This window comes from Pedobacter sp. GW822-FHT03F06, assembly GCF_058801365.1.
The window spans coordinates 240,858-266,097 of record NZ_JBXANE010000010.1 but is presented as its reverse complement, the minus strand read 5'-3'; the positions used below and the strand labels follow the sequence as shown (position 1 = coordinate 266,097).

Sequence of the window (25,240 nt, the reverse complement as noted above, 5' to 3'; positions counted from 1 at the left end):
ATCTTAAAACTAAATTTAACTATGAAAAGACAAATTACTATTCTGAGCCTATTCTTACTTATCGCCTCTACAATTATTTCTTGTAAGAAAGATGATACTTCTTTAAAAGCCCAGATGTTAGGGAGATGGACGTTAAATAAAATCGTAACTTCTGGCTACACTGCTGAAGAAACATTGAAAGATCCGAAAAAAATTAATGGAACTGTTACCTATGGTACAACAAGTGATTATGTTGACTACAAATCAAATAACGATGATCAGGTAGAGTTGAGTTTATCTGGTAACAGAACAATCGGAACTTATGTGATCATTTACTCTGATCAGTTCAGTATGGATATTAACGACGGATTGAATTATTGTAAAGTAAATAGCATTACTGCAAATAAATTAGAGTTTACTGCTAAAATTGATAAAACAAACGTTACTAAAGTATATTCTTTATCAAGATAAGATCTTAATCCCCCGATTATTTGCTGCGCCATTGGTTTTTAACATCAATGGCGCATTTTTTTTGTGGTGATGTGGGCGGCTAAATGTGGTGTCAGTTGTTTCCAACTGACACTAAAAAAACATATTCTAAGTATTCCCTTATTTTAAAATAATCGATAGTCAGATGGTAACACCTGACTGCACTATGCATAATCGGAGATAAGAAATTACCAGTAAATCATTTTCGATGGAATAAATTCGCATACAACGATCTCTGTATCCAATTCGATGAAAACAATAATATATTTTTTCTTGTAAGAAATGCATTTAAAGCCCATCAAAATTCTTTGTGGTTCCCTGCAAGTTCTGTATCTTTTTCTGCTGTCTCCTAATTTTTCAATGAAATCATAGATGTCGTCAGCAAATTTTCTGCTGTGGCAGGAAGATCCTCAGATTCTAAATACCAAGAAACTTCTGCAATACTTTCTACAGCAGATTGCTTAATTGTTATTTTTCTGCTGCCCATTTCCTGATTAACTTTTTACTATGAGCCCGCGCTTCATTAATAGAAAATGTTTTTTCAGGATGATGTTTTAAAGCCGCATTTTTTTGTAACTCTTGGTAACTTTCTTCTGGGATGAGTACGTATTTCTTATTTTCAATTGTAAGATGTGTCATAACACTCATTTTTGGTATACGAAGATACTAAATAATAAATTAATGCATTTACTTGGATTTAGTTTCTTTGTGCAGTCAGATGGTAACACCTGACTGCACAAAAAACACCAAATTTTATTCCTAACCTCTTCTGATTCTGTATTTCTGTTGGTAAAATATTATCTTGAATCTGCTTTTTTAAGCCCCTTAATTTCCGTATTTTCGCCCCTTTAAAAATTTAAAACTGGCAATGGATTACCAATTCAAAGAAATAGAACAAAAGTGGCAGAAATTTTGGGCAGATCATCAAACGTTTAAAGCCGAAAGCAATTCTGAAAAACCAAAATATTATGTGTTAGATATGTTTCCTTATCCATCAGGAGCAGGTCTGCACGTTGGTCACCCACTGGGTTACATTGCATCAGATATTTTTTCAAGATATAAACGCCTTAAAGGCTTCAACGTACTGCATCCAATGGGATACGATTCGTTTGGGTTACCTGCAGAGCAATACGCTATACAAACCGGACAGCACCCTGCCATTACCACCGAGGCAAATATTGCAACCTACCGCCGCCAGTTAGACCAAATTGGTTTTTCTTTCGATTGGAGCAGAGAGGTACGCACCAGCGAGCCATCTTATTATAAATGGACACAGTGGATTTTTATGCAATTGTTCAACTCGTGGTACAATATCGAAAACGATAGGGCAGAAGATATTACCACTTTGATCGAAAAATTCAATGCCTCTGGTACAGCTGATGTTAAAGCAGTTTGTGATGAAGATATTAAAGAATTTATGCCGAGCGATTGGGCAACCTTTACCGATGAAGAGAAACAAGTCGAATTGTTAAAATACCGCTTAACTTATCTTCGCGAGAGTACTGTAAACTGGTGTCCGGCTTTAGGAACCGTTTTAGCGAATGATGAGGTAAAAGATGGTTTCTCGGAACGTGGCGGTTTTCCTGTTGAGCAAAAGAAAATGATGCAATGGAGCATGCGGATTACCGCTTATTCTGACAGGCTTTTGCAAGGTTTGGATACCATCGATTGGCCAGAGCCGATTAAAGAAATGCAGCGCAACTGGATCGGTAAAAGTGTTGGAGCATCAGTGAAGTTTGCAGTTGACAATTCACAGTTGACAGTTGAAGAAACTGAAAACTCAAAACTGAAAACTGAAAAATATATAGAAGTTTTTACTACCCGTGTAGATACCATTTTTGGGGTTTCTTACCTGGTTTTGGCTCCGGAGCACGAGTGGGTTGCAGAATTAACTACTCCTGAACAAAAACAGGACATTGCAAACTACATCGCTTTAACTAAAAAGAAATCAGAATTAGACCGTATGGCCGATACCAAAACGGTGTCTGGCGCTTTTACAGGTACCTACGTAATTAATCCTGTAAGTGGCGAACGCGTACAGTTATGGATTGCCGATTATGTGTTGGCAGGTTACGGAACTGGCGCCGTAATGGGGGTTCCGAGTGGCGATCAACGCGATTGGTTATTCGCGAAGCATTTTAATTTGCCAATAATCCAGATTTTGGACGGACAAAAGGATATTGATGTTCAGGCAGATCCAACCAAAGAAGGGAAATACATTAATTCTGGTTTCATAAACGGAATGACTTATAAAGAAGCTGTTCCATTTTTGAACAACTGGTTGGAAGAAGAGAAAGTAGGGAAAGCAAAAGTAAACTTCCGTCAGCGTGATGCGATTTTTGGTCGCCAGCGTTATTGGGGTGAGCCGATTCCGGTTTACTTTAAAGATGGATTGCCTTATTTGGTAAAAGAAGAAGAATTGCCATTGTTACTTCCAGAAATTGATAAATATTTGCCTACCGAAACAGGTGAACCACCTTTGGCCAGGGCTGAAGACTGGGTTCCAAAAGATGGCGGACATTATGAGTTAAGCACCATGCCGGGTTGGGCTGGAAGCAGCTGGTACTGGTACCGTTATATGGATGCCAATAACAATAACGATTTTGCTTCAAAGGAAGCTGTTGAATATTGGAAAGATGTGGATTTGTACATTGGTGGCTCAGAGCATGCAACCGGTCACTTATTGTACAGCCGTTTCTGGAATAAATTTTTGAAAGATTTGGGTTACACCAAGGAAGAAGAACCTTTCAAAAAACTGATTAATCAGGGTATGATCCAGGGGAGAAGTAATTTTGTTTATCGCATTAACGATGAGAACGGAAAACCTACTAATACCTACGTATCAGCTGGATTAAGAAAAGAATACAAAACTTCAGCATTGCACGTTGATGTGAACATTGTTGAAAACGATACTTTAGACATCGCTAAGTTCAAAGCCTGGCGAGAAGAATATGCCAACGTAGAATTTATTCTTGAAGGCGGGAAATACATTTGCGGTGTTGAAGTAGAAAAAATGTCAAAATCAAAATTCAACGTGGTTAATCCCGATGATTTGATTGAACGTTATGGTGCTGATACTTTGCGGATGTACGAAATGTTCTTAGGTCCGTTGGAGCAGAGTAAACCCTGGAATACGAACGGTATTGAAGGTGTATTTAAGTTCTTGCGTAAATTCTGGCGTTTGTTCCATAACGAAGAATGGACTTTCCACGTAAACGATACTGTGCCTACAAAAGCCGAGTTAAAATCGCTGCATAAAATCATAAAAAAGGTGCAGGACGATATCGAGCGTTTCTCGTTCAATACTTCTGTATCGAGTTTCATGATTGCAGTAAACGAGTTAACCGATCTGAAATGCAAAAACCGTCAGATTTTGGAAGATATGGTGATTATTCTTTCGCCTTATGCGCCACATATCTGCGAAGAGCTTTGGGTATTGTTAGGTAACGAAGCCGGAACTTTATCGTATACGGCTTTCCCAACATTTAAACCAGAGTATCTCGTAGAAGATGAGTTCGCCTATCCGGTTTCAATCAACGGTAAAATGAAAATGAACCTGAACTTGAGCTTAACTTTAGCGCAGCCGGAGGTAGAAAGCATTTTATTGGCCGATGAGCAATTCCAGAAATTCTTAGATGGAAAACCAACCAAAAAGATCATTTTCGTTAAAGGAAAGATCATTAATGTAGTGGTGTAGAGCGGTAGAAGGCAGAAGGTAATAGGGTGGAGGGTTTTCCTTGCGCTTGCCTAAGCTAGAAATATAAAAACCCGGGTTACATTTCGTAATCCGGGTTTTTTGTGTTTCTGGGACAGATCCAATAGAACGGTCGTCATCTCGACTGAAACGCAGTGAAATGGAGAGGTCTACTTCGCAGATTTAGCTTCGCTGAGCCTCTTCGGGTTCTCGGCTGCGCTCGAAATGACGAGTGCGTGGATATTATTTTGTAAATAAAATGCTTATTCAGCTATATAATCGTTCAGGATTTTATTGTTAAAGATAAATTAAGCCTCAACCTTCCAGCCCTCAACCTCAAAATCCTATCTTTCTCCCCTTTTTCTGTTCCCGCCAAATCTTCTGTTGTTGCTGGCATTGCGTGGCTTGCCGCTCATATTGCCATCACCACCTTTTTTAGCACCGCCACCGCCTTTAGATTGGGCTTGTGGTTTGCGTTTAACCTGGTTTTTAGCCAGCATACTTTCCCAGCTTAATGGATAAGGATGGTCATCAACAACCGGAAGTGTAATTTTAATCAGTTTTTGAATATCCAATAAATATTCGTTTTCTTCCGCATCACAGAAAGAAATGGCAATCCCGTTTGCACCAGCACGCCCTGTACGGCCAATCCGGTGTACATAAGATTCAGGTATATTTGGCAGTTCGAAATTGAAAACGTGCGATAACTGATCAATATCAATACCACGTGCAGCAATATCGGTAGCTACCAAAACGCGGATTTTCCTGTCCTTAAAATCAGTTAATGCCCTTTGTCTGGCATTTTGCGATTTATTGCCGTGAATGGCAGCGGCCTTAATACCAGCATGGGCCAAATCCTTAACAATGCGGTCTGCACCATGTTTGGTCCGGGTAAAAACCAGCGCCGTTTGGATATTTTTATCTTCTAAAAGATGGATCAATAATTTCTTTTTATCCGGTTTATCAACAAAATAAACCGATTGAACAATTGTTTCGGCAGTAGAAGAAATAGGGGTAACCTCTACTTTTGTCGGACTAGATAAAATCGTATTTGCCAGCTTCTGGATTTCGTCAGGCATGGTTGCCGAGAAAAATAAAGTCTGGCGTTTTGCAGGCAATTTAGCTACAACTCTTTTCACATCGTGAATAAAGCCCATATCGAGCATACGATCGGCCTCATCCAATACGAACAATTCGATGGTATTTAAGCTAATGAAACCCTGGTTCATTAAATCTAATAAACGGCCGGGTGTTGCAACCAAAATATCAACACCTTTTCTTAAAGCTTCTACCTGCGAGTGTTGATTTACACCACCAAAAATTACTAAGTGGCGTAAATTTAAATGACGGCCATAAGCCTTAAAACTCTCTTCAATCTGGATGGCAAGCTCGCGTGTTGGCGTTAAAATTAAAGCCTTTATGTTTTTGGTTGCTTTAGTGTTGACGTGTTTTTCGTGCAATAGCTGCAACATGGGGATGGCAAAGGCAGCGGTTTTTCCGGTGCCGGTTTGTGCGCAGCCTAATAAATCTTTACCTTTTAATATCGTTGGGATGGATTGCTCCTGTATTGGTGTAGGTTGTGTATAACCTTCGGTCTCAAGGGCCTTTAAAATTGGCTCAATGAGGTTTAATTCTTTGAATAACATGTATGTTTCTGTGTAATATTTATCGAAGAAGCTAGAACAATCAATTGTTGAAGGACTAACTTGCGGAGAGAATATGCCATTCAGAATGGCAAGCCCTTATTCCTGCTTCGGCGGCAAAGATACAAAAAATGTATGAGAATTTACTAATTGATAAATGTAACCTCAAATCATTATCTATTATTCATATCTGCTACTGGTCTAATGTATTAATCATTTTAGTTAGTATTTTGTAGTCTGTTTATTTATGTGTTTTTTGTAGTATTATTATTTTTATATGTATATTTAATTTTAATAAAGTGTATGTTATACACTAATTCATTATTTATTTAAAAAATATCATTATGTAAATCATCAATCAAATACCAGCAACCATCTAACCACTTACTTATGAGAAAAAAACTACTACTCTTCGGGAGGAATCCATTCTTCTTGCATGCCTGCCTTTTTTGGTACACTGGCATAATCCGGCAAAAAACTAAACCACTTAACCACGCCGTCATGACTGACGGATATAAACTGAATACTGCTAGTTTATTGACCTAGAAGTACATCAGCCATATTGAGTACGCATTATTTCACCTAATCATTTATAACCTATGAAACAAAATCTATCTTGTATCAAGAGGAGCTTTCTTCTCTTGTGTTTGGGGATGTTATTTGCCCTCGGTGCAATGGCCCAATCAAAAATTACTGGTAAAGTTATCGCCAGTGATGATAAACTGCCTGTAGTTGGCGCCACAATCAAAATTAAAAATGGTAGTGGTGGTACCTCTACTGATGCAAATGGAGCCTTCTCACTGAGCGTAAAACCTACCGATGTGTTGGTTATTTCTTTTGTTGGCTACGGCAGTAAAGAAGTAACCGTGGGTACCCAAACGAACATTTCAATTGTATTACAAGCCAACAATAATAACCTTACAGAGGTTGTAGTGACTGGTTATTCTGCTCAACGGAAGAAAGATTTAACCGGCGCAGTGGCTGTGGTAAGCATGGAACTGTTAAAGGCCCAGCCGGCAGCAAGTGCTGTGGAAGCACTGCAAGGAAAAGCAACAGGTGTACAAATTGTAAATGACGGGGCTCCAGGTTCAACACCACAGATCAGAATCCGGGGTTTTAGTACCATTAATAACAACGATCCACTTTATGTTATCGATGGCGTTCCTTTTGAAGGTAAATTATCATGGCTTAACCAGAATGATATCGAAAGTATGCAGGTATTGAAAGATGCATCTTCGGCTTCTATCTACGGTTCAAGAGCAAATAATGGTGTGGTAATCATTACCACTAAAAAAGGCTCAGCCGGAGTACCAAAAATTACGCTCGATTCTTACTATGGCACGCAATCGCCAAGAAAAAATAGCTTCCCGAAAATGATGAACCCCCAACAGTATGCACAATATGTATTTAATGGGTATACTAATGCCGGAAAGCCTATTGCTGCCGGAGATAACTATGGTTCGGGCTCAGTACCAGTATTGCCTGAATATTTGGTGGCAGGTTTAAAACTTGGTCAGAATGTTACTGCCGCAGATGCGGATCCTTCTAAGTACAATTATAGCCGTGATCCAAATCTGTTTTATCAAATTACAAAAGCAAATAAACAAGGTACCAATTGGTTTGATGAGATAACCGGATCTGCACCAGTTCAGAATTATAATATTAGTGCGCTGGGTGGTTCAGACAATGCAACCTATTCTATTAGTGCCGGATACTTGAACCAAAAAGGAACGATAAAATACACTGGTTTTAAACGTTATAGTTTTAGATCGAATACGGCCATATCTGCTTTTAATAAAAGGGTGCGTTTTGGAGAAAATGCGCAATACAGTTATTCTGAAGGTGTTGGATTTGGCGTTAACCCGAATACTCCCGGTGGTTATCAGGATCAGGGAAGTGCTTTAGGATGGGCATACCGGATCCCAACAATTATCCCTGTTTACGACATTGCCGGAAACTTTGCCGGTAGCCGTGGTAGCCAGTTGGGAAATGCAGAGAATCCACTCGCATTTCTATTCAGGGCAAAGGATAATGTTAATAAAAACAACTTCTTTTTTGGAAATATCTTCGGTGAGGGTGATATTATTCCAGGTTTAGTATTAAAAACCAATTTTGGGATACGTTACGAGAACTACAATAGTTTATCTATGCGTTATCCAAATTTGGAATTCTCTGAAGGCAATAACTCAAATAATTTAAGCGAAACTCAGGGATATAATACGGAATGGACCTGGACTAATACTTTAAATTATAACAAAAAATTTGCTGAAAAACATAGTTTAAATGCATTAATCGGTACTGAAGCGATCAGATCCAGAACCAGACAATTAACTGGAGGAAGAAATGATTTCTTTCTTTTGGGTAATCCGGATTATTATTATTTAAATACAGGTTCTTCAAACATTAGCAATGCCAGTACCGGAGCAATAGGCTCACTATTTTCCGTGTTTGCAAAGCTCGATTATTCCTTTAATGATCGTTATCTCGCCAGTTTTACCATCCGTAGGGATGGTTCATCAAACTTCGGTTCTGCTAATAAGTATGGTAATTTTCCGGCAGCAAGTGTGGCTTGGAGGTTATCGGAAGAGGAGTTTATGAAAAGTCTCAATTGGGTTAGCGATTTGAAACTTCGTGTTGGATACGGGCAAACCGGAAACCAACGGATACCGGGGTATCAGTATATCAATAGATTTCAAAGTTCTATTGTTAATTCAGCTTATGCGCTTGGTGGCGGTAATGGTCTTACCACTGGTGTGCGACAAAATGCCTATCAAAACCCTGACATAAAATGGGAAGCTGTAAATTCTTTAAATATTGGTCTTGATTTTACTTTGTTAGGTGGGGCTGTTGATGGATCGGTAGATTGGTACAACAAGAAAACGACTGATATGCTTTACCCGGTACCGCTACCAGCAAGTATTGTGGGAATGGGAAGCTCACCTTTTGTAAATATTGGCGATATGAGCAATAAAGGGGTCGAATTTAATGTCGCTTACCATTATGGAAGAAGCGCTGATAGCCCTTTTAAATTTGATATTGGTGCAAACTTCTCCAAAAATAACAATAAAATCGTAAGGTTGGCACCAGGTATTCTCAATCAGGTTTATGGCAATTATAGGAGCTTACAAACCAGTGTTTTACAAGAGGGTGCGCCACTGGGTTCATTTTTTGGATATAAAACCGCAGGAATTTATCAAAGTACTGCCGATATTCAGAATAACCCTTCTTACTCAGGTGCCAGGGTTGGTGGATTACGTTATCAGGATATTAATGGTGATGGTATTATTGATCCAAAAGATCGGACCATTATCGGAAGTCCACATCCTGATTTTACGTATGGTATAAATTTGAACGCATCTTACAAGAATTTTGATATTTCAGCTTTCTTATATGGTGTAAAAGGAAATGATATATTCGAAGCTACGCGCTATTTTACGGATTTCCCTTCTTTTGATGGAGCTAAAAGTGTTAGATTACTTGATGCCTGGAGCCCAAGCAATACATCAAGTCTGATTCCTTCGGCTTATGCCGGGGCCTCAGATCTGGAGTTTGCTTCTTCAAGTTATTACATTCAAAATGGAAGTTTTCTAAGGTTGAAAAATTTGCAGATCGGCTACTCCATCCCTACAGCTAAGGCTTTTGGGCCAAATGCTGGCATCAATAAGATTAGGGTGTATGTTAGTGCAACCAATGTATTTACCATCACTAAATACACAGGATTGGATCCAGAGATCAGTCAAATTGTAGATGGCTTCTCGGCGCCAGGAGTAGATCAGGGTGTTTACCCATCACCACGTCAGTTTTTAATCGGTATTAATGTTGGATTTTAATTAAAAGTTATCAAAATGAAACATATAAAATATATTCTTCTTTCCTTATTAATTTGCAGTACGTATTCCTGCAAGAAGGAATTTTTAGCATTGCAACCGCAGGGCGAACTCACCGAGGAACAGTTAATGAGCCAAGAGGGGGTTGAAGGACTTTTAATAGGCTCCTATAGTTTACTTAATGGCAATTTAGACGGAACATGGGGTAATTATGGTGCGGCACCAAGCCAATGGCTATTTGGCGAGGTTGCATCTGATAATGCCCATAAAGGGAGTAGCACAGGAGATCAGCCGCCCATGAATGCCATTGAACAGCATTCGCCAACCAGTACAAATGATAATTTATCGAATATTTGGAACAGGTGTTTTGAAGGAATTCAACGCTGTAACCGTACGCTAAAAGTCCTTGCCAGCTTACAGGCAGGTTCGGGATCGGCCAAATTTGATGATGCCCGTGCAAAAGAAATTCAAGGTGAAGCCAGATTGTTACGTGGACATTATTATTTCTTTTTGGTTCGTATATTTAAAGTTGTGCCTTATGTTACCGAGGCCAATAGTGGTGCTTTTGTTCCAAATGATAAAGATATTTATCCAAATATTGTAGATGATCTTCAGTTTGCCGTTGCCAACTTAAGCACAACCAAACCAAAAAATCAAAAAGGTAGGGTTGATAAATATGCTGCTCAGGCTTATCTTGGAAAGGTACTTTTATATCAAAAGAAATATACAGAGGCTTATGATCTGTTAAATGCGGTAATATTGGCAAAACCAAGTTTGATCGATATGCCCTATTCAGACAACTTTGATATCACCAAAGAAGACGGACCTGAAACCATTATGTCTGTTCAACATTCAGTTGGAACAGATGGTACCGGCGGAGATAACGGCAATGTGGGCGATATGCTCAACTTTCCATATGGTAATGCACCGATTAACTGTTGCGGTTTCTTCCAGCCAACTATCGATCTGGCCAACTCCTTTAAGGTAAACGCCCTTGGCTTACCGCTACTGGATGGCAGCTATCGTACTAATCCCTATAAATCTGATTATGGATTAACCGGAACGGATAAAACAAACTACACCGTAGATAAGACTTTACCTTTAGATCCACGAATTGAATCGACAATAGGTAGACGTGGCGTTCCTTATCGCGATTGGGGTTTAATGCCTGGTGATACCTGGATTCGCGACGCCAGCAACGGCGGCCCTTTTCTGGCTGTTAAGAATACCATTGATGCGGCTCAGATTTCGAGTGGAACAGCCCCGGGAAGTTCCAACGTAACCGGATTAAACGTAAACCTGATCCGCTTAGCTGATGTTTATCTGATGGCGGCAGAATGTGCAGTAGAAAAAGGCGATTTGGGCAGAGCTTTAATACTGGTTAATACAGTTAGAGCCCGTGCGGCTAAAATAACCCCTCGGGATATCAATGGGACTCCGGCGGCGGCTTACAAAGTTAGCCAGTATACCTCATTTCCAAATGATACCTATGCAAGAAATGCGGTGCGTTTCGAACGCAGGTTAGAGTTGGCATTAGAAGGTCACCGCTTCTTTGATTTGGTACGTTGGGGCATAGCCAAACAAACACTGGAAAGTTATTTTTCTTTTGAAGGTGGATACTTTAATTACTTAAAAGGCATTACCATCGAAACCAGAGATGATTATTTCCCTTTACCGCAAGATCAGATTGATAGAAGTAATGGTACCCTAAAACAAAGCCCGGGGTATTAATTCTGATTTGTTTTAATGAAAACGCATGGAGTAAGCATTAGCCTTCCATGCGTTTTTTTTATAGTTATTTTACAGATGGATTATTTCTCCTCCTTAAACCTGCTAAAAAATAATAGGGCAATTAAACAGAGCCCGAAACCTACAATTCCATTTAGGCGTAGTCCGAAATCGTTGCCAGGATCCTTGCCGTAAATGGTAAGCATGGCGAAAATGGCGATGCCTAAGGTTTGTCCGAGTTTTACAAAAAGATATTTGACGGCGAAGAACATACCTTCGTGGTTTTCTCCGGTTTCTAAAGTATCTCTTTGCGCAATATCAGCTAAAATCGCTGTAGGTAAAATGCCAAGTGCCGCTAATGGAAACGAAGCGGATAGTACCAGGATGTAAATCTGTGTGTGTGGGCCAAATGGTAATTTGCCTAAAAAGAAAATGGTAACGAAAATTAAGCACAACACGCCAAAGGCAAGTAATACAAAAGGTTTTTTGCCGATTTTAGCTGAACCAAAATTAACCAGCGGGTAAAATAGCAAGGAAGCAAAAACCATTGCACCCATAAATTTTCCGCCTTCTGATTCTGGTAAGCCCAACAAAACCGTACAAAAAAACAATAAACCGCTTGAAATAATACTCAGGGCCGTATAAAAAGCAAAATCAGATATCAGGTAATATTTAAAATTGCTGTTTTTAAAGGTACTCTTAATTGCTGGCCATAAAGGGATATGAGTAGGCTTTGCAACCGAAAATTCCTTTTCGTTGATGAAAGAAATTGGCAATAACATTACCAGTCCGGATAAGATACACAAACCCCATATTGCAATCTGGATGGCTTCGCTGCGGTTGGCTACATGAAAATGAGCCTCAACCAGATCGGCAAAGTTGTTGGTACAGGCCGATAGAATGATTCCGATTACAAAACCAACCTGTTGATAACTGGATAACTTAACTTTTTGCCTTGGTGTATTGGTTACTTCGGCCAGCAGCGCGTTGTAAGGAATAATATAAGTGGTAACTGATACAAAAAACAAACAAAGTGTGATGGTTAACCACCAGGCATTATGCAGGCTCTCCATTTTTTGGATCGGGTAGAAAACCAGTCCGCAAAAAAGCATAGCAGGAACAATTGCCCATTTCATAAAAGGCATCCTTCGACCATTTTTATTGGTGCATGCATCACTTTTAGCGGCAATAAACGGATCGTAAATGGCATCCACCAACCGTCCTGAAGCAGCAATAATTGAAAGGATATTAAATGCACCCAATAAAACGAGCTGTGGTACCAAAGGCGGCAGGCCAGCGTTGCTTGGAGGAAGATAGAAATAGGGAAGCATTACGATGATAATGTTTGTCATCGTGCTCCATCCAATCATACCAGCAGCGTAAGCAATTTCTTGTTTTAAGGAGAGTGTTTTGTTCATTAATTATTTTAAAGTTGTTTCTAAACCTCACAGGTTTCAAAAACCTGTGAGGTTTGAATACCCAGTTTGCTATTTTTTCTTAAACCACCTGCTCACAAAATAGATGACCAGAAAGCCTACAAAAATATATAATCCGTTCAATGCCGCGTTCGGGTCATCAGCATAAATGCTAAAGGCCACGAAAGTATAAGCGGCAATAAATATGATAGGCAATATAGGATATAAAGGAACAGTATAGATGGTTTTTTTATCAAGATCTGCCGTTCTTTTTCTAAGAATGAAAATCGTTGCTGCCGAACTGGCCATGCTAATACTTTCTAAAAAGATAGTATAGTTTAAAATTTTGTCGAAGGTTTTGGCATAGAAAATAATTACCACGGCAATTAACGTAAAAACCGTTAAACTAGTGGTAATTACCTCTGTTTTATTGTTCATCCTGCTGAATATTTTTGGCAGAGCGCCTTCTTCGCCCATGGCAAACATGGCTCTTGGGTTACTCAATAGATTTACGTTTACATAACCCATTACCGAAAAAAAGATAATTATGGAAAGTGCGTTAAATCCGGCAGGACCAAATATCTTCGAAGCCAATATCGCGGCTATGCTTTCCGCTGATTTTAATTCTTCAAAACCGATGACCTTTACATACACATAGTTGATGGCCAGATAAAGGATTACAATAATGGTTAAGCCGATAATAATTGAACGTGGAATTACTTTTTTGGCTTCTTTAACTTCCCCACCAAAGTTGATGGTTTGCGCATAACCTGCGTAAGAAAAAGAAACCGCAATTAAACACAGGCCCAAGGCTTTCCCGTAATCAGGCCAGGTTGGTAAGGCACCGGTTGCTGTTTTAAAGATTGGGGTAACGGTTTGTGTTTGTCCGCCGAAAAATACAGCGCAGATGAGCGTTAAAATCATCCCAATTTTAATTACCGTTAACACATTCTGTGTTTTAGAACTCGCTTTTAAGCCTAACAGGTTAATGAAATAAAACACCAAAATGGTGGTAATGGCAATAGCAACGCGGTAGGTTTCATTCTGCTTATCGATAGGTAAAATAATTTTACTCAGGTATTCTGCCCCAATAATCGAAATGGCCGCTACAGATGCTGCACTCGAAATGATTACAATACAATTAATGGCAAAGGCAATGGATGGGTGATAAGCGGCTGAAAATATTTTATAGTACCCTCCTGTTACCGGAAAGCGGGAACCAATTTCGGCATAAGTTAATGCACCACAAAAGGCTACAAAACCACCGATAAACCAGGCCAAATAAAACAGTTCGGGAATTTGTGCCTTAGCTGCTACGTTTACAGGCGTACGGAAAACGCCCATGCCAATAACCAAACTCACCACAATCATGGATAAATCGAATAGCGAAAGTTGCTTCTTTTGTTGCATTAAATAGAATTATGAATATTGGGTTGAAGATAGGCAAATTTGAATGATTGAGTGAGGAATGATTGAAGAGGGCTATTGAATTAGGTGTAATTGGTTTCTCAGGATGTGGAAAAATGGTTCATAGTTTGATCGCTCATGGTTGATGGGCCCATAAGCCTATTGACCATGAGCCATCGATTATCAGGCTATTGACAAAAAGACTATGAACCATCACCCTATACAACTCACTGTTCACATGTGGAAATTTTCTTTTGCGAGCCTCACAGAATAAATCTATTATTGTATAATAATTCTGAAGAACGTATTTGAAATTATTTTTATTTCAATCATCAGGGTTATTTCTACAAATTCTTCATCGCTTTGCAAACCAAAAAATGCAGGGTTTTTCATTGAAGAACAGATAAAAACAGTATGGCAGAAGTAATTTATAACGACGATAGTATCCGTTCATTAGATTGGAAAGAGCACATCAGGCTTCGTCCGGGGATGTACATTGGTAAACTTGGCGATGGTTCTGCGCAGGACGACGGTATTTACGTTTTGTTAAAAGAAATTGTAGATAACTCTATCGATGAGTTTGTAATGGGTACCGGAAAAACCATCGAAATTACTGTTTCTGAGCAAAAGGTAAATATACGTGATTACGGTCGTGGCATTCCACTGGGCAAGGTAATCGATTGTGTAAGCAAGATTAATACCGGTGGTAAATACGATAGCAATGCTTTCCAGAAATCTGTTGGTTTAAATGGGGTAGGTACTAAGGCTGTAAATGCACTTTCTACTAGTTTTACGGTGCAATCGTACCGTGATGGAAAAACAAAAAAAGTAGAATTTTCTAAAGGAGAAATTGTAAATGAGCAGCCAATTATTGATACTACTCAGCGTAATGGTACGGCGATTACTTTTTACCCAGATGAAACCATTTTCAGAAACTACCATTACATCCCTGATTTTGTAGAGAGTATGGTGTGGAACTATGTGTTCTTAAATACAGGTTTAACCGTAAATTTTAATAACCAGAAATATTTTTCAGAAAGAGGTCTTTACGATCTGCTTTCTAAATTTAATAAGCCAGAAGAAATCCGTTATCCAATTATCCATATGATTGGGCCGGATATTGAAATAGCGATGACCCACGGCCAACAATATGGCGAAGATTACCATTCGTTTGTAAACGGACAGCACACCACACAAGGCGGAACGCACCAAGCGGCTTTCAGGGCAGCGGTGGTGAAAACCGTTAGAGAGTTTTTCAAAAAAGAGTTTGATGCAGCCGATGTTCGTTCATCCATTATTGCAGCTATTTCTGTGCGTGTACAGGAGCCCGTGTTCGAATCGCAGACCAAAACAAAACTGGGTTCGCAGAATATGGGACCAGAAGGCCCATCGGTAGCCACTTTTATCAACGATTTTGTTAAAAAAGAATTGGATGATTATCTGCATAAAAATCCAGATGTTGCTGATGCCTTGTTAAAAAGAATTATGCAATCGGAGCGCGAGCGTAAAGATATTGCAGGCATTAAGAAGCTGGCAAACGATAGAGCGAAAAAGGCATCGTTACACAATAAAAAACTGCGCGATTGTAAGGTGCATTTTAATACTACGCACGAGAAACGTTACGAAACTACTTTGTTTATTACCGAGGGAGATTCAGCATCGGGTTCGATCACAAAATCGCGCGATGTGGATTGTCAGGCGGTGTTTAGTTTAAAGGGTAAACCACTAAACTGTTACGAACTAACCAAAAAGGTAGTTTACGAAAATGAAGAATTTAATCTGCTACAGCATGCTTTAAATATTGAAGATGGTTTGGAAGGATTACATTATAACAATATTGTAATTGCAACTGATGCCGATGTGGATGGGATGCACATCCGTTTGTTGATGATGACCTTCTTTCTTCAGTTTTTTCCCGATCTGGTAAAAGCAGGGCATGTGTATATTCTACAAACGCCGCTTTTCAGGGTTCGGAACAAAAAAGAAACGATTTATTGCTATAGTGATGAAGAACGTAAAAACGCCATCGAAAAACTGGGCAATAAACCAGAAATTACCCGATTTAAAGGTTTAGGAGAAATTTCTCCTGATGAATTTGGTTTGTTTATTGGAAAGGATATCAGGTTAGATCCGGTTATTTTGAAAGATCAGACGATTAAAAGTTTGCTGGAATATTACATGGGTAAAAATACGCCTGATAGGCAGCAGCACATTATCCGTAACCTACGGATAGAAAAGGATGAGGTAACTGAAGAACCTAAAGTAATTACTGAAGAAGTAGCATAAAAGAGAAAGTCAAGTTTGAAAAGAACTTGACTTTTTGTTTAATGCGTTGCGTTGAAAAGATCCTTCGACTCCGCTCAGGATGACAATCGCGTTTGAATGCTTGCGGTTAAATCAATCGTGGCGTCCTGCTGAACTCGTTTCAGCATCTATCTTGTTATGCCGTGGTTCGTGGCTTCACGAACCAGCTTTCAATCATCGTTTCTTGAAGACACGAACCGAGGCGGTGGAATTCATTTCAGTATCTATTTTACTGGAAAGATGCTGATCCCAAAGCTTCGGGACAGCATGACGACCGCGTGTTGGAAAGATCCTGAAACAAGTTCAGGATGACGACCGTCTTATTCTTTAGGTACATTCACCGTATCTTCCGGGTGTTGTGGCGGCAATACATCTACCTTTTTCTCTACGATGGTAATTTTTGTAAATACGGCATATTTACTAGGTGAGATTCCATTATCGTACTTTTCTGCATAGGCCTGTGTAAACTCGGCACCGAAGTAGAGTATTATCGAGGTATAATAAATCCATAATAAAATCACAATGATGGAACTGGCTGCGCCAAAGGCCGATCCCGGATTACCTTTTTCGATATAAATCCCGATCAGGTATTTACCTAAACTAAAGAGAACAGCAGTAAATAAAGCACCGATTATGGCCGATTTCCATCGGATGATCACATCGGGTAATACCTTAAATATAACAGCAAATACAGCTGTAACGGCAGCAAGGGTTATTACATTGTTTAAAATGTAAATTAGAATAGCCATTGTATCGTTTGCAACGGGGATTACTTCATCTATCTTACTTTGCGAAAGCAGGTTGGCCAATTTAGAACCCAAACCAACTACTACAGTGTTAACTACTAGTGAAACAAGCAACAGAAAGCCCATCGAAACAATTAAAGAGAAAGACAATAACCTGTTAGAAAGCATTTTTATCCAGCCTTTTTTGGGCACAGCCTTTACTTTCCAGATCATGTTGATACTATCTTGTATCTCAATAAAAATAGCAGTTGAACCAATAATCAGTGTACAAATCCCAATAATTAAACCAATGGTAGATTGCCCGGATTTGTTTGCATGCTCTACAAAACCTTGGATTTGTGTAGCTGCCTCTTTGCCAACCATTTTGGTAACCTGCCCATAAAACTGACCTCTTGTTTCCTCATTTCTTTTGTCGCCAAAAAATAGGGTAGCGGCAGATAGCATGATAATGATGAGTGGAGTAAGTGAAAAAATGGTGTAGTAAGCAAGCGAAGCACTTAATTTAGTTACCCTATCTTCCATAAAACCTTTCCCGGCAGCAACGAAAAGATGATATAGCGCAATGAAGAAATGTTTGATCTTATGGATAACTCTCATAGAAAAATTAAAACGGATATCCTATCCCAATGTTAAAAATTAAGTTCTGTTTACGCCAGTCTTTATTGCCGAAGGCGATATCATCGAATACCCATCTCTGTCCTTCCGGCAGGTAAGGTTTACGTACGGGGAAGGCCACATCTAAGCGGACTACGAAGATGCTTACATCTACCCGTAAGCCTGCACCAGTACCCACGGCCAGCTCGCTAAAGGCATTTTTTAGCTTAAAACCAGATCCAAGTCTTGCCGTCTCAGGTTTGCCGGGTTCTCCAAGATCTTCTTTTCTTAGCCAGATATTTCCGGCATCTACAAATAATGCACCGTAAAGTACGCTCACTATTTTAAAACGCAGCTCTGAGTTAAGCATTAACTTAATATCACCACCCTGATCGGCAAAAATGGCATCATCTGGAACTTTATAAGTCCCAGGGCCTAAAGTTCTGGCCGGAAAAGCCCTGATGTCGTTACTGCCACCAGCAAAAAATTGCTTAACAAATGGGAGTGAGGTAGAGTTACCGTAAGCATAACCATAACCCAGGTTTAACCTGTTTGCCCAGATTAAGTTTCTGGTGATTTTATAATAATCCCTTAAATCGGCTTCTGCCCTGATAAACTGCGTTAATGGTCTGTTAAAAATAGATCGTTGGCCATTTTCATCTTTTGGGGTAAACAGCCCCCAAACATTACCACCCGTTTCTAACCCGCCAAAGAAATAGGTATTATTTCTGCGGCTATCCTCCATCTGGTTGGTATAGGTGAAGTTATAGTTACTGCCAATAATAAACTGGCTTTCTAAAGTGGTTCTTAATAATGGATTCTGTTCGTATATGTTTTTTTCTGTGAGTGAATCAGGAAAACTTGTTGAAACATAACTAATCGATATGGGGTTGAAATTATGCTCTTTGTATAAATTCTCTTTAAAGTTGTACCCATATTGCCCTTTAAAAGCATGTAATGTATATTCAGAACCACGGTTAAGCATCTGGTAAGAAAGCGAGGCAATGGTTTTCGGGATGAAAGCATTGGTACTATTCGGCTTGTAAAAGGGAACAATAAACCTCGGGAAGGTCAGTTTTCCTTCGGCAGTTAACGATAAAGAGTTTTTGCCTAGCGAAGTTCCCTTGGTTTGCGTTTCAAAACCACCACTAACACTCAAATCTAATTGTTCTGCATTTCTAAACAGGTTTCTGGTGGTTTGCGTTACTTTTACCTCTGAGCCAACGAAATTGTTCGATTTACTCGTTCCTACAACCGAAAAGGTAAGTGAGTTTTTCTTTAAAGGCGTTAAATAGATATTTAAATCGAGCTGATTGTTTTTGAAACTATCAACGGGTAAAAATTCGGCCCTTACATCCTGAAAAGCACCTACATTTACCATTCGGTTTAACGATTGGTTATGATCTTTACGGTTATAGGGCTCGCCTTTTTGAAAAAACACTAAACGATCGAAAAGCCTTGGTTTAAAGGTATTTCGGTCATCGTATATATTGAAATCGTTATACTGCAACGGTTTCAGTTTTCTCAGTGTGCTATCTCGCCTTAACGAATAATTAGGGTATATATTGATGTTTTTAATGGTATAGGGTTTTAATGCCGCATCGGGCGCAATATCTTTTACCTTAACCGAAACATTAACCAGGTTTTTACCTATAGTACTATCTACCTGCATAATTAAATAATCAGGACTGAAATAGAAATAGCCACTTTCCTTTAAGTCGTTATCGATCCTGATCCGTTCATTTTTGTAGGTATCGATGTCATAATAATCGCCAACTTTTAGCAAGGTTTTGTCTTTGTTGGCATTGATGATCTTGGTCAGTACCCCGGTATCCGGAGGGAAATTAATCTTGTTGATTTTATAGCGTTGTCCGGTAACTGCAGTATAGATGGCCTTACCCTTTTTTTCCTTGATAACGGTATCGCCGGTAACAGTTGCCTGTAAATAGCCTTCACTAATGAGGTAACTGGATAATACATCATTGTTGTATTTCAGCTTTACATCGTTCAATAACACGGGTGGTTCTCCTTGTCTGCGTAACCAGTTTCTAAAACCTTTTGGTTTTTTTGGTTGGCCAGCAAGATTGTAAATGCCCAGTTTATATTTAATGCCAAGTATAGACTTATTGGGGCGTGGTCTTGTTTTAGCTTCCAGATCGGTTTTAACCTGTTTTTCATTGTCAATTTTCCCTGATGAGTCTGGATTGATTTTTACTTCAGCACCGGTATACAAAATCTGTCCTGGTTTTAACGATTTGGTACTGCTGCAGGCCGCCCAAACTAAACAGGCCAATAAAAATAAAAGCGGTCTAGTTAGTTTTCTCATCTTGTGCTTTCTGTTCAATGTTTCTTATTCTTCTGATTCTTTTCTTTTGAAAAATCTCTCTAAACTTATTGTAATCTACTACCAGGGTAAAGCCTAAGCCTGTTTCAACAATCTGTCCCTGTATAATCATATCGTTCTGGTTTCTGCGGTAAGCCCTTAAACGGTACCGCCCATCGGCAGAAAGTGCATATTCTACGTTTACGTTTCCGGCAATATTGGTCGATTTTTCTCCTGGTGCCTGTGGCCCTTCTAAAGCAAAAGAGCTTCCTACGCTAACGGTTAACCTATCGTTTAGTAGTTTTTTAGATAAGCCAACCTCCAGATCTGTTTTTTGCTGCATCGAACCTGTTGAATAATCTTCAGATGAATTTACACCGAAGTTAAGATCAACACCCTGAATTAAATCGGAGGTTAAATTATTCAATTGTTCGGTTAACAGTTTGCTTACACTCGAACGGGCAAGGGTAGAAACACCGCCACCACCGCCGGCCAGACTTTGGAAAGGATTATTGGCAATAAACCGGTTTAGGGCAAGTAAAGAAAGCACCTGTTTGTTCAACTCACTTTCATCGCGGTTTACATTAATTAATTTGGTATAAACCTGGCCATTTAAAGCGCCACGCTCATTTTCTGGCAGATCGAGCTTAAATGAAATGGTTGGCTTTAACAATTCGCCTTTTATCATCAGATAAACCTGGAAAGGCAATTTTGTTCTCGCCTCGTAGAGATCCGGCTGGTTTAACAGATCGATGGGAGCAGCGTTAACTTCGTATAAAGCCGTAATATTGGCCGTAGCAGAAGTAGGCTCACCTGTCCACACAATGGTACTGCCTTTAACCAGTTTAAATTCTTTTTTTACAACAGCCAGCGTTAAATTGTATGAACCATCAACTATTTCATAGCGACCTGTCATGCTGATTTTACCGCTTGGGTCCATCGTTACATTTAAGTCTGCATCACCTCTAACTTTTAAATTATCGCCAGTAGATGGATCTACAACAACATTCAGTTCCGCTTCCGGATCTACTTTAACTGTTGCCACCAGGTTTAATCCCTTAATCGGAGATTTACTGATGCTATCAACTTTAAGTGCTTTTTGTCCGTTAAAAGGTGGTGCATCGGCATCAATAAACTGTACTATACCTTCCTGGTCAATAATCGCAGGGTCACTTGAAGGCAAAGCGAAGAAAAATTTTGTACCCTTATTCACATTAACGTTCATGTTCACATCAGGTTGGTTTAAATCTCCGCGTACTTTAATATTGCTTGTTAAGAATACCGTTCCGTAAATCATATCATTATCAACTGCGGTCGAATTAATTGCCCTGAAATTGTTTGTTCGGATGTCTAAACCGAAACGGTAATTTTTAAAATCGGTGGTATAAATTTTTCCGTTTACGGTTGCCTTCTGATTTAAGGAATCAAGGAGTGTAAAATTGTTAAAACTGATGCCTTCGTTTGTGAATGAAATCTTTTCGTTAGGCATGCGGAAATATGAATTTACATAAGCCACATTAAATCCTGCATTATTGAAAGTTAAATCGCCCAGTATTTTCGGAGCTGTTAGCGCGCCTTTAACCGTTAATGCGCCCGTTAAGGTTCCGGTACCACGTTTAAGCTGACCAGCAGATAAACTTTCTATATTTTTCATTTCAATCTTATCGATGTTTACCTTAAGATCTAAAGCGCTTTCTGGTGCAGTATAATAGAAGCCGTTAACCCTTAACTCGTGCACGCCTGTTAAAGCAACATTTACCTCGAAAGCATTTTCGGTATTGTTGTTTACGGCCAGACGTAAAGTGCCCAGTTGATCTTTTTGATAACGCAGCTGATCGACGGTTAAATTTGCTTCAAATTTTGGCGTGCCGGCCAAATCTTTAACGGTTGCGGTTCCATTTAAACGGCCACCAACCAAAGTAGTATCGGTTTCTGCAAATTTGGTTAAAGTTTCTAGCTGGAAATCTTTAAATTCTACAGCCAGGGGGGCATTTGGTTCGGTGGGATTACTATTGATGGAAAGCGATTGACCGCTGTTACTAATCTGGAACTGGTTAACCAATATGCCTGATGCGCCAAATTGAATATAGTTATCTTGCGAAACCACCCATTTTTGATAATCGAGCAATAGTTTTTGCGGATCTAAAGTGAATTTGAAATCCTTATTAATCGATTGGAAAGTACCACCAATAACGTATTTGTTTTTAAGCTGCCTATCGCGAAGGAAGATGTTAACGCCTAAATTATTATTCGAAGCATCGCCACTTACTTCTGTATTAAAGAGTGCAATGGCCGGGCTTTGGAGACTTTTAACGGTTAAACTATAAGCCAGTTTATTGTTATCGTTATTGATGTTTAAAACCGTAGTATCTACCTTAAAATCGCCATAAACCACCTGTGGGAAATTCCCTTTAATCTGTAAGCTGTCTTTTTGTGTATCGATCAATCCATAAAACTGCGATTGTTTAAATACCGTTAACTCTGGTACAAACTCCTTCAATAATTTAGAATCGTAAACCTGAACGAAGAACCTTAGCCTTTGGTCGGGAACTTTAGCAACGGTACCAAAGGCATAGTATTTATTAATTTCGTTGATAATGGCATCGCCAACCTTGGTAAGCTGGTATTTGCCATCAATTTTTGCTGATAGTATTTCAGATTTTAAGGTCAGTTCATTTTCGGTAGCGGTCGATTTTGCACGGATGGAAATCGTATCAACATTAATTCTTTGTTTATCCTTTACCAATTGTAAGCCTGTAACGTCAACCGATCCATTTAAATAATCAGCATCGGCGGTAGTGAGGTTTACTTTAACTATACCTGCCGCACTTAATACCGTTGGACTAAAGTTTAATGCCTGTAAGTTTACCTGCTTTAAGTTTAAGTCAGCTTTCACCGCAGGATATTTTCCTGCCAGATTCACTTTGGCATCTAAATTAAAGTTCGCATTGCTATCGGGCATGCTACTTTTAATGCTGATGTTTTGGTTGCTGTAATTGCCGGCAAGGCTTAAATTACGGTAGGTATATTTGTTATAATAAGCACTAATCACTTTAGCGTTAAACTTGGCGTTAATCTTTTTAGGATCGAGGCCTGTGCCGGCCACATTTGCCTTAACCGAAATCCGACCGAGTTTCGGTTGCATTTTTAAAAGCCTGCCAACGTTAAAGTTGTTTAAGTTAATATTGGCCTTATAACTTTCCTTACCTTTTGGTCCTTTCATACCTGCTACCAAAATTGCTCCACCCATATCGGTGTTAATGTTCAGGTTAGTGTTAAAATCGGTCATTGAACCCTTAAATGTGCCTTTCGCATCAATTACATTAGGCAATTCGATCGTAGGCGGCAGCGATTTTTTGGGTACAACCACCAAAATATCTCCTTTGGTTAGATGTAACTTTTTAATATTTAAATCGAGATAAGTTTTTTTGATGTCAGGTAGACCTTTCGCTTTTCCACTGATATCTATCTGCGTATTTTTTAGCCCACTGATCTGCAGTTTTGGGATATTCAGGTTATTCAGATAGCCATTAACATCAGCAGTCAGTTTTATTTTTTCGTTGCGGTAATTGGCTGGTATGGCATCGCTGAAAAAGCCAGCATCTTTTAAGCCGATGGTGGTGTTCTTAAAGGCCAAATTCAATTTTACGCGTTCAGGATGTTTGGTTAAATCCTCCATCGAGGTAAAATTTAATTCAGTCGCATTTTCGATTGAAGTATTAGGTGTTTTTAAAATGAAATTGCTCAGTTTGATCTGTTTGTCGTTATACACCGCATCGCCCCTCAGCTGATCCAGTACAAAGCCACTTTTTTCCTTTAATGATCCATTTTTAACATTGGCCTTTATACCTGCAGCGCTATAAGACACATCACTTGCGCCTAAATTGAGCTGGTTAATTTTTAGGTGATTAAAGTCCATGCCCTTGGCAGCAGGTTTTGCCCCAACATTATCGAACTGTACATTGTTATCGGCTAAACTGATGTTTTTGATGATCAGGCCTAAATTAGATTTCTCAGGTACTACGGTATCTTTAACTTTTTTTAAATCGTTACTTGGCGCTGGTTTAAAAGCAAAAAGAATATTTGATTTATTTAAATGGGCATCATCAACCGAATATTTACTAATGGTTAAATCTACTTTAAGGTTTACCAAACCCAGGTCGTTTACATCGGCAACGGCTTTTGTAGTGGATAACTGATCGTCGTAATTTACCTTTACCTTACTGAAAATGAGGTTCTGCACTTCTATTAATGGCAGTTTGCCCTGTTCTTTCTCGGTGCTATCAACACTGTTTGTAATGTGCTGCACCAGGTGAACTAGTGGTTTTTGTTGCAGGTAACGTAAAGAAGTGTTTACTAAACTTAATTCTTTAATTACATAATGCTGGTTGGCTAAATCGAAATCTTTGATTTTAGTTTTAAAGGCACCGAGATATAATTTCACGTCATTACCTGCCACATCATCACGATAGTTAATGCCTATATCTTCAAATGAAACTTTATCGACAGAGAATTTAAGAGTAGAGGTGGTGTCTTTATCTACTTTTTCTTCAGGCTTTTTCTGATCGCTCATAAAAGCATCAACCAGGAACGAAAAGTTGAATGTTGTATCGGGACTAATACGCTTAACATTTGCGCGTATGTTTTTCAGCTCAATATTGTTAACCTCAATGGTATTTTTTAAGAGTTTAAATAAGCTAATATCAACCGCCAGTTTTTCGGCATATAATAAGGTATCGCCTTTGCGATCTTCGATATAGAATTTATTTAAAACCACGTCTTTTGGCAATGCAATTTTAATGCTTTCTAACCTTACCTCAGTTTTGGTTTTGTTTTTAAGGTAATTTATGGCTTTGTCTTTAACAAAATTCTGAACTGCCGGAATATTTAAAGACAAGGCTAAACCAACAACCAGGATGATGATGGAAGCAATTACCCACAATAAAATTTTTAGACTTTTACGTACGTATTTATTCAAAGCTAAGCGTGTTTGGTGTTTGATAAATGCCAAAAGCATGCCATTAAAATTAATTTTAAGGCAGTTTTTATTAAATAATACAAAAAATAACTTAAATTGTTCGCCCGCTATAA

General features: G+C 39.0%; 12 protein-coding genes. 5 read left to right on the top strand and 7 right to left on the bottom strand.

Annotated features, from left to right (window positions below; genetic code table 11):
* The first annotated feature begins 21 nt into the window (after positions 1 to 21).
* Positions 22 to 450, top strand: coding sequence for a lipocalin family protein (locus tag AC1RJ8_RS18470; protein ID WP_492954750.1), 429 nt, complete (start codon positions 22 to 24; stop codon positions 448 to 450).
* Positions 451 to 936: 486 nt separating this feature from the next.
* Here the strand turns inward: AC1RJ8_RS18470 and AC1RJ8_RS18465 are convergent, their stop codons facing one another.
* Complete coding sequence (locus tag AC1RJ8_RS18465) at positions 937 to 1,107, bottom strand: hypothetical protein (RefSeq protein WP_492954751.1); 171 nt, start codon at positions 1,105 to 1,107, stop codon at positions 937 to 939.
* A gap of 229 nt (positions 1,108 to 1,336) precedes the next feature.
* On the opposite strand from AC1RJ8_RS18465, the gene leuS reads away from it, so the two are divergent.
* Positions 1,337 to 4,165 (top strand): leucine--tRNA ligase, encoded by a 2,829-nt coding sequence (gene leuS / locus AC1RJ8_RS18460; RefSeq protein WP_492954752.1) that lies wholly within the window; start codon positions 1,337 to 1,339, stop codon positions 4,163 to 4,165.
* 341 nt (positions 4,166 to 4,506) lie between these two features.
* On the opposite strand, the gene AC1RJ8_RS18455 is transcribed toward leuS, so the two are convergent.
* A complete protein-coding gene (locus tag AC1RJ8_RS18455; RefSeq protein ID WP_492954753.1) occupies positions 4,507 to 5,808 on the bottom strand; it encodes a DEAD/DEAH box helicase in 1,302 nt (433 codons plus the stop codon).
* A gap of 596 nt (positions 5,809 to 6,404) precedes the next feature.
* Between AC1RJ8_RS18455 and AC1RJ8_RS18450 the strand changes: the two genes are divergently transcribed.
* Together AC1RJ8_RS18450 and AC1RJ8_RS18445 are read left to right on the top strand one after the other, a co-directional pair.
* Entirely contained in the window at positions 6,405 to 9,635 is a 3,231-nt protein-coding gene (locus AC1RJ8_RS18450) for a SusC/RagA family TonB-linked outer membrane protein (protein ID WP_492954754.1), read from the top strand.
* A 15-nt stretch (positions 9,636 to 9,650) separates the two neighbouring features.
* On the top strand, positions 9,651 to 11,363 hold the full coding sequence (locus AC1RJ8_RS18445; protein ID WP_492954755.1) for a RagB/SusD family nutrient uptake outer membrane protein: 1,713 nt from the start codon (positions 9,651 to 9,653) through the stop codon (positions 11,361 to 11,363).
* A gap of 80 nt (positions 11,364 to 11,443) precedes the next feature.
* Here AC1RJ8_RS18445 and AC1RJ8_RS18440 read toward each other — a convergent pair whose 3' ends face one another.
* Both AC1RJ8_RS18440 and AC1RJ8_RS18435 read right to left on the bottom strand, forming a co-directional pair.
* Positions 11,444 to 12,778: an MFS transporter gene (locus AC1RJ8_RS18440; RefSeq protein WP_492954756.1), complete on the bottom strand. Its 1,335-nt coding sequence runs from the start codon at positions 12,776 to 12,778 to the stop codon at positions 11,444 to 11,446.
* A 69-nt stretch (positions 12,779 to 12,847) separates the two neighbouring features.
* Positions 12,848 to 14,185 carry an APC family permease gene (locus AC1RJ8_RS18435; protein ID WP_492954757.1) on the bottom strand — a complete coding sequence of 446 codons (1,338 nt, stop codon included), beginning with the start codon at positions 14,183 to 14,185 and terminating at the stop codon, positions 12,848 to 12,850.
* Positions 14,186 to 14,596: 411 nt separating this feature from the next.
* Between AC1RJ8_RS18435 and AC1RJ8_RS18430 the strand changes: the two genes are divergently transcribed.
* Positions 14,597 to 16,468 carry a DNA topoisomerase IV subunit B gene (locus AC1RJ8_RS18430; RefSeq protein ID WP_492954758.1) on the top strand — a complete coding sequence of 624 codons (1,872 nt, stop codon included), beginning with the start codon at positions 14,597 to 14,599 and terminating at the stop codon, positions 16,466 to 16,468.
* A 338-nt stretch (positions 16,469 to 16,806) separates the two neighbouring features.
* Here the strand turns inward: AC1RJ8_RS18430 and AC1RJ8_RS18425 are convergent, their stop codons facing one another.
* Genes AC1RJ8_RS18425 through AC1RJ8_RS18415 form a run of 3 tightly spaced genes read right to left on the bottom strand, consistent with a single transcriptional unit; the run spans position 16,807 to position 25,166 of the window.
* On the bottom strand, positions 16,807 to 17,829 hold the full coding sequence (locus tag AC1RJ8_RS18425; RefSeq protein WP_057932033.1) for a YihY/virulence factor BrkB family protein: 1,023 nt from the start codon (positions 17,827 to 17,829) through the stop codon (positions 16,807 to 16,809).
* A 7-nt stretch (positions 17,830 to 17,836) separates the two neighbouring features.
* Entirely contained in the window at positions 17,837 to 20,152 is a 2,316-nt protein-coding gene (tamL, locus tag AC1RJ8_RS18420; protein ID WP_492954759.1) for a translocation and assembly module lipoprotein TamL, read from the bottom strand.
* On the bottom strand, positions 20,136 to 25,166 hold the full coding sequence (locus AC1RJ8_RS18415; RefSeq protein WP_492954760.1) for a translocation/assembly module TamB domain-containing protein: 5,031 nt from the start codon (positions 25,164 to 25,166) through the stop codon (positions 20,136 to 20,138). The genes tamL and AC1RJ8_RS18415 overlap by 17 nt, the downstream gene beginning before the upstream one ends.
* Positions 25,167 to 25,240 lie beyond the last annotated feature (74 nt).

Bases quoted from the DNA above. Each gene is read 5' to 3' on its own strand.
- AC1RJ8_RS18470 (WP_492954750.1), top strand. From the start codon at position 22: ATGAAAAGACAAATTACTATTCTGAGCCTATTCTTACTTATCGCCTCT.
- AC1RJ8_RS18465 (WP_492954751.1), bottom strand. From the start codon at position 1,107: ATGACACATCTTACAATTGAAAATAAGAAATACGTACTCATCCCAGAA.
- leuS (WP_492954752.1), top strand. From the start codon at position 1,337: ATGGATTACCAATTCAAAGAAATAGAACAAAAGTGGCAGAAATTTTGG.
- AC1RJ8_RS18455 (WP_492954753.1), bottom strand. From the start codon at position 5,808: ATGTTATTCAAAGAATTAAACCTCATTGAGCCAATTTTAAAGGCCCTT.
- AC1RJ8_RS18450 (WP_492954754.1), top strand. From the start codon at position 6,405: ATGAAACAAAATCTATCTTGTATCAAGAGGAGCTTTCTTCTCTTGTGT.
- AC1RJ8_RS18445 (WP_492954755.1), top strand. From the start codon at position 9,651: ATGAAACATATAAAATATATTCTTCTTTCCTTATTAATTTGCAGTACG.
- AC1RJ8_RS18440 (WP_492954756.1), bottom strand. From the start codon at position 12,778: ATGAACAAAACACTCTCCTTAAAACAAGAAATTGCTTACGCTGCTGGT.
- AC1RJ8_RS18435 (WP_492954757.1), bottom strand. From the start codon at position 14,185: ATGCAACAAAAGAAGCAACTTTCGCTATTCGATTTATCCATGATTGTG.
- AC1RJ8_RS18430 (WP_492954758.1), top strand. From the start codon at position 14,597: ATGGCAGAAGTAATTTATAACGACGATAGTATCCGTTCATTAGATTGG.
- AC1RJ8_RS18425 (WP_057932033.1), bottom strand. From the start codon at position 17,829: ATGAGAGTTATCCATAAGATCAAACATTTCTTCATTGCGCTATATCAT.
- tamL (WP_492954759.1), bottom strand. From the start codon at position 20,152: ATGAGAAAACTAACTAGACCGCTTTTATTTTTATTGGCCTGTTTAGTT.
- AC1RJ8_RS18415 (WP_492954760.1), bottom strand. From the start codon at position 25,166: ATGCTTTTGGCATTTATCAAACACCAAACACGCTTAGCTTTGAATAAA.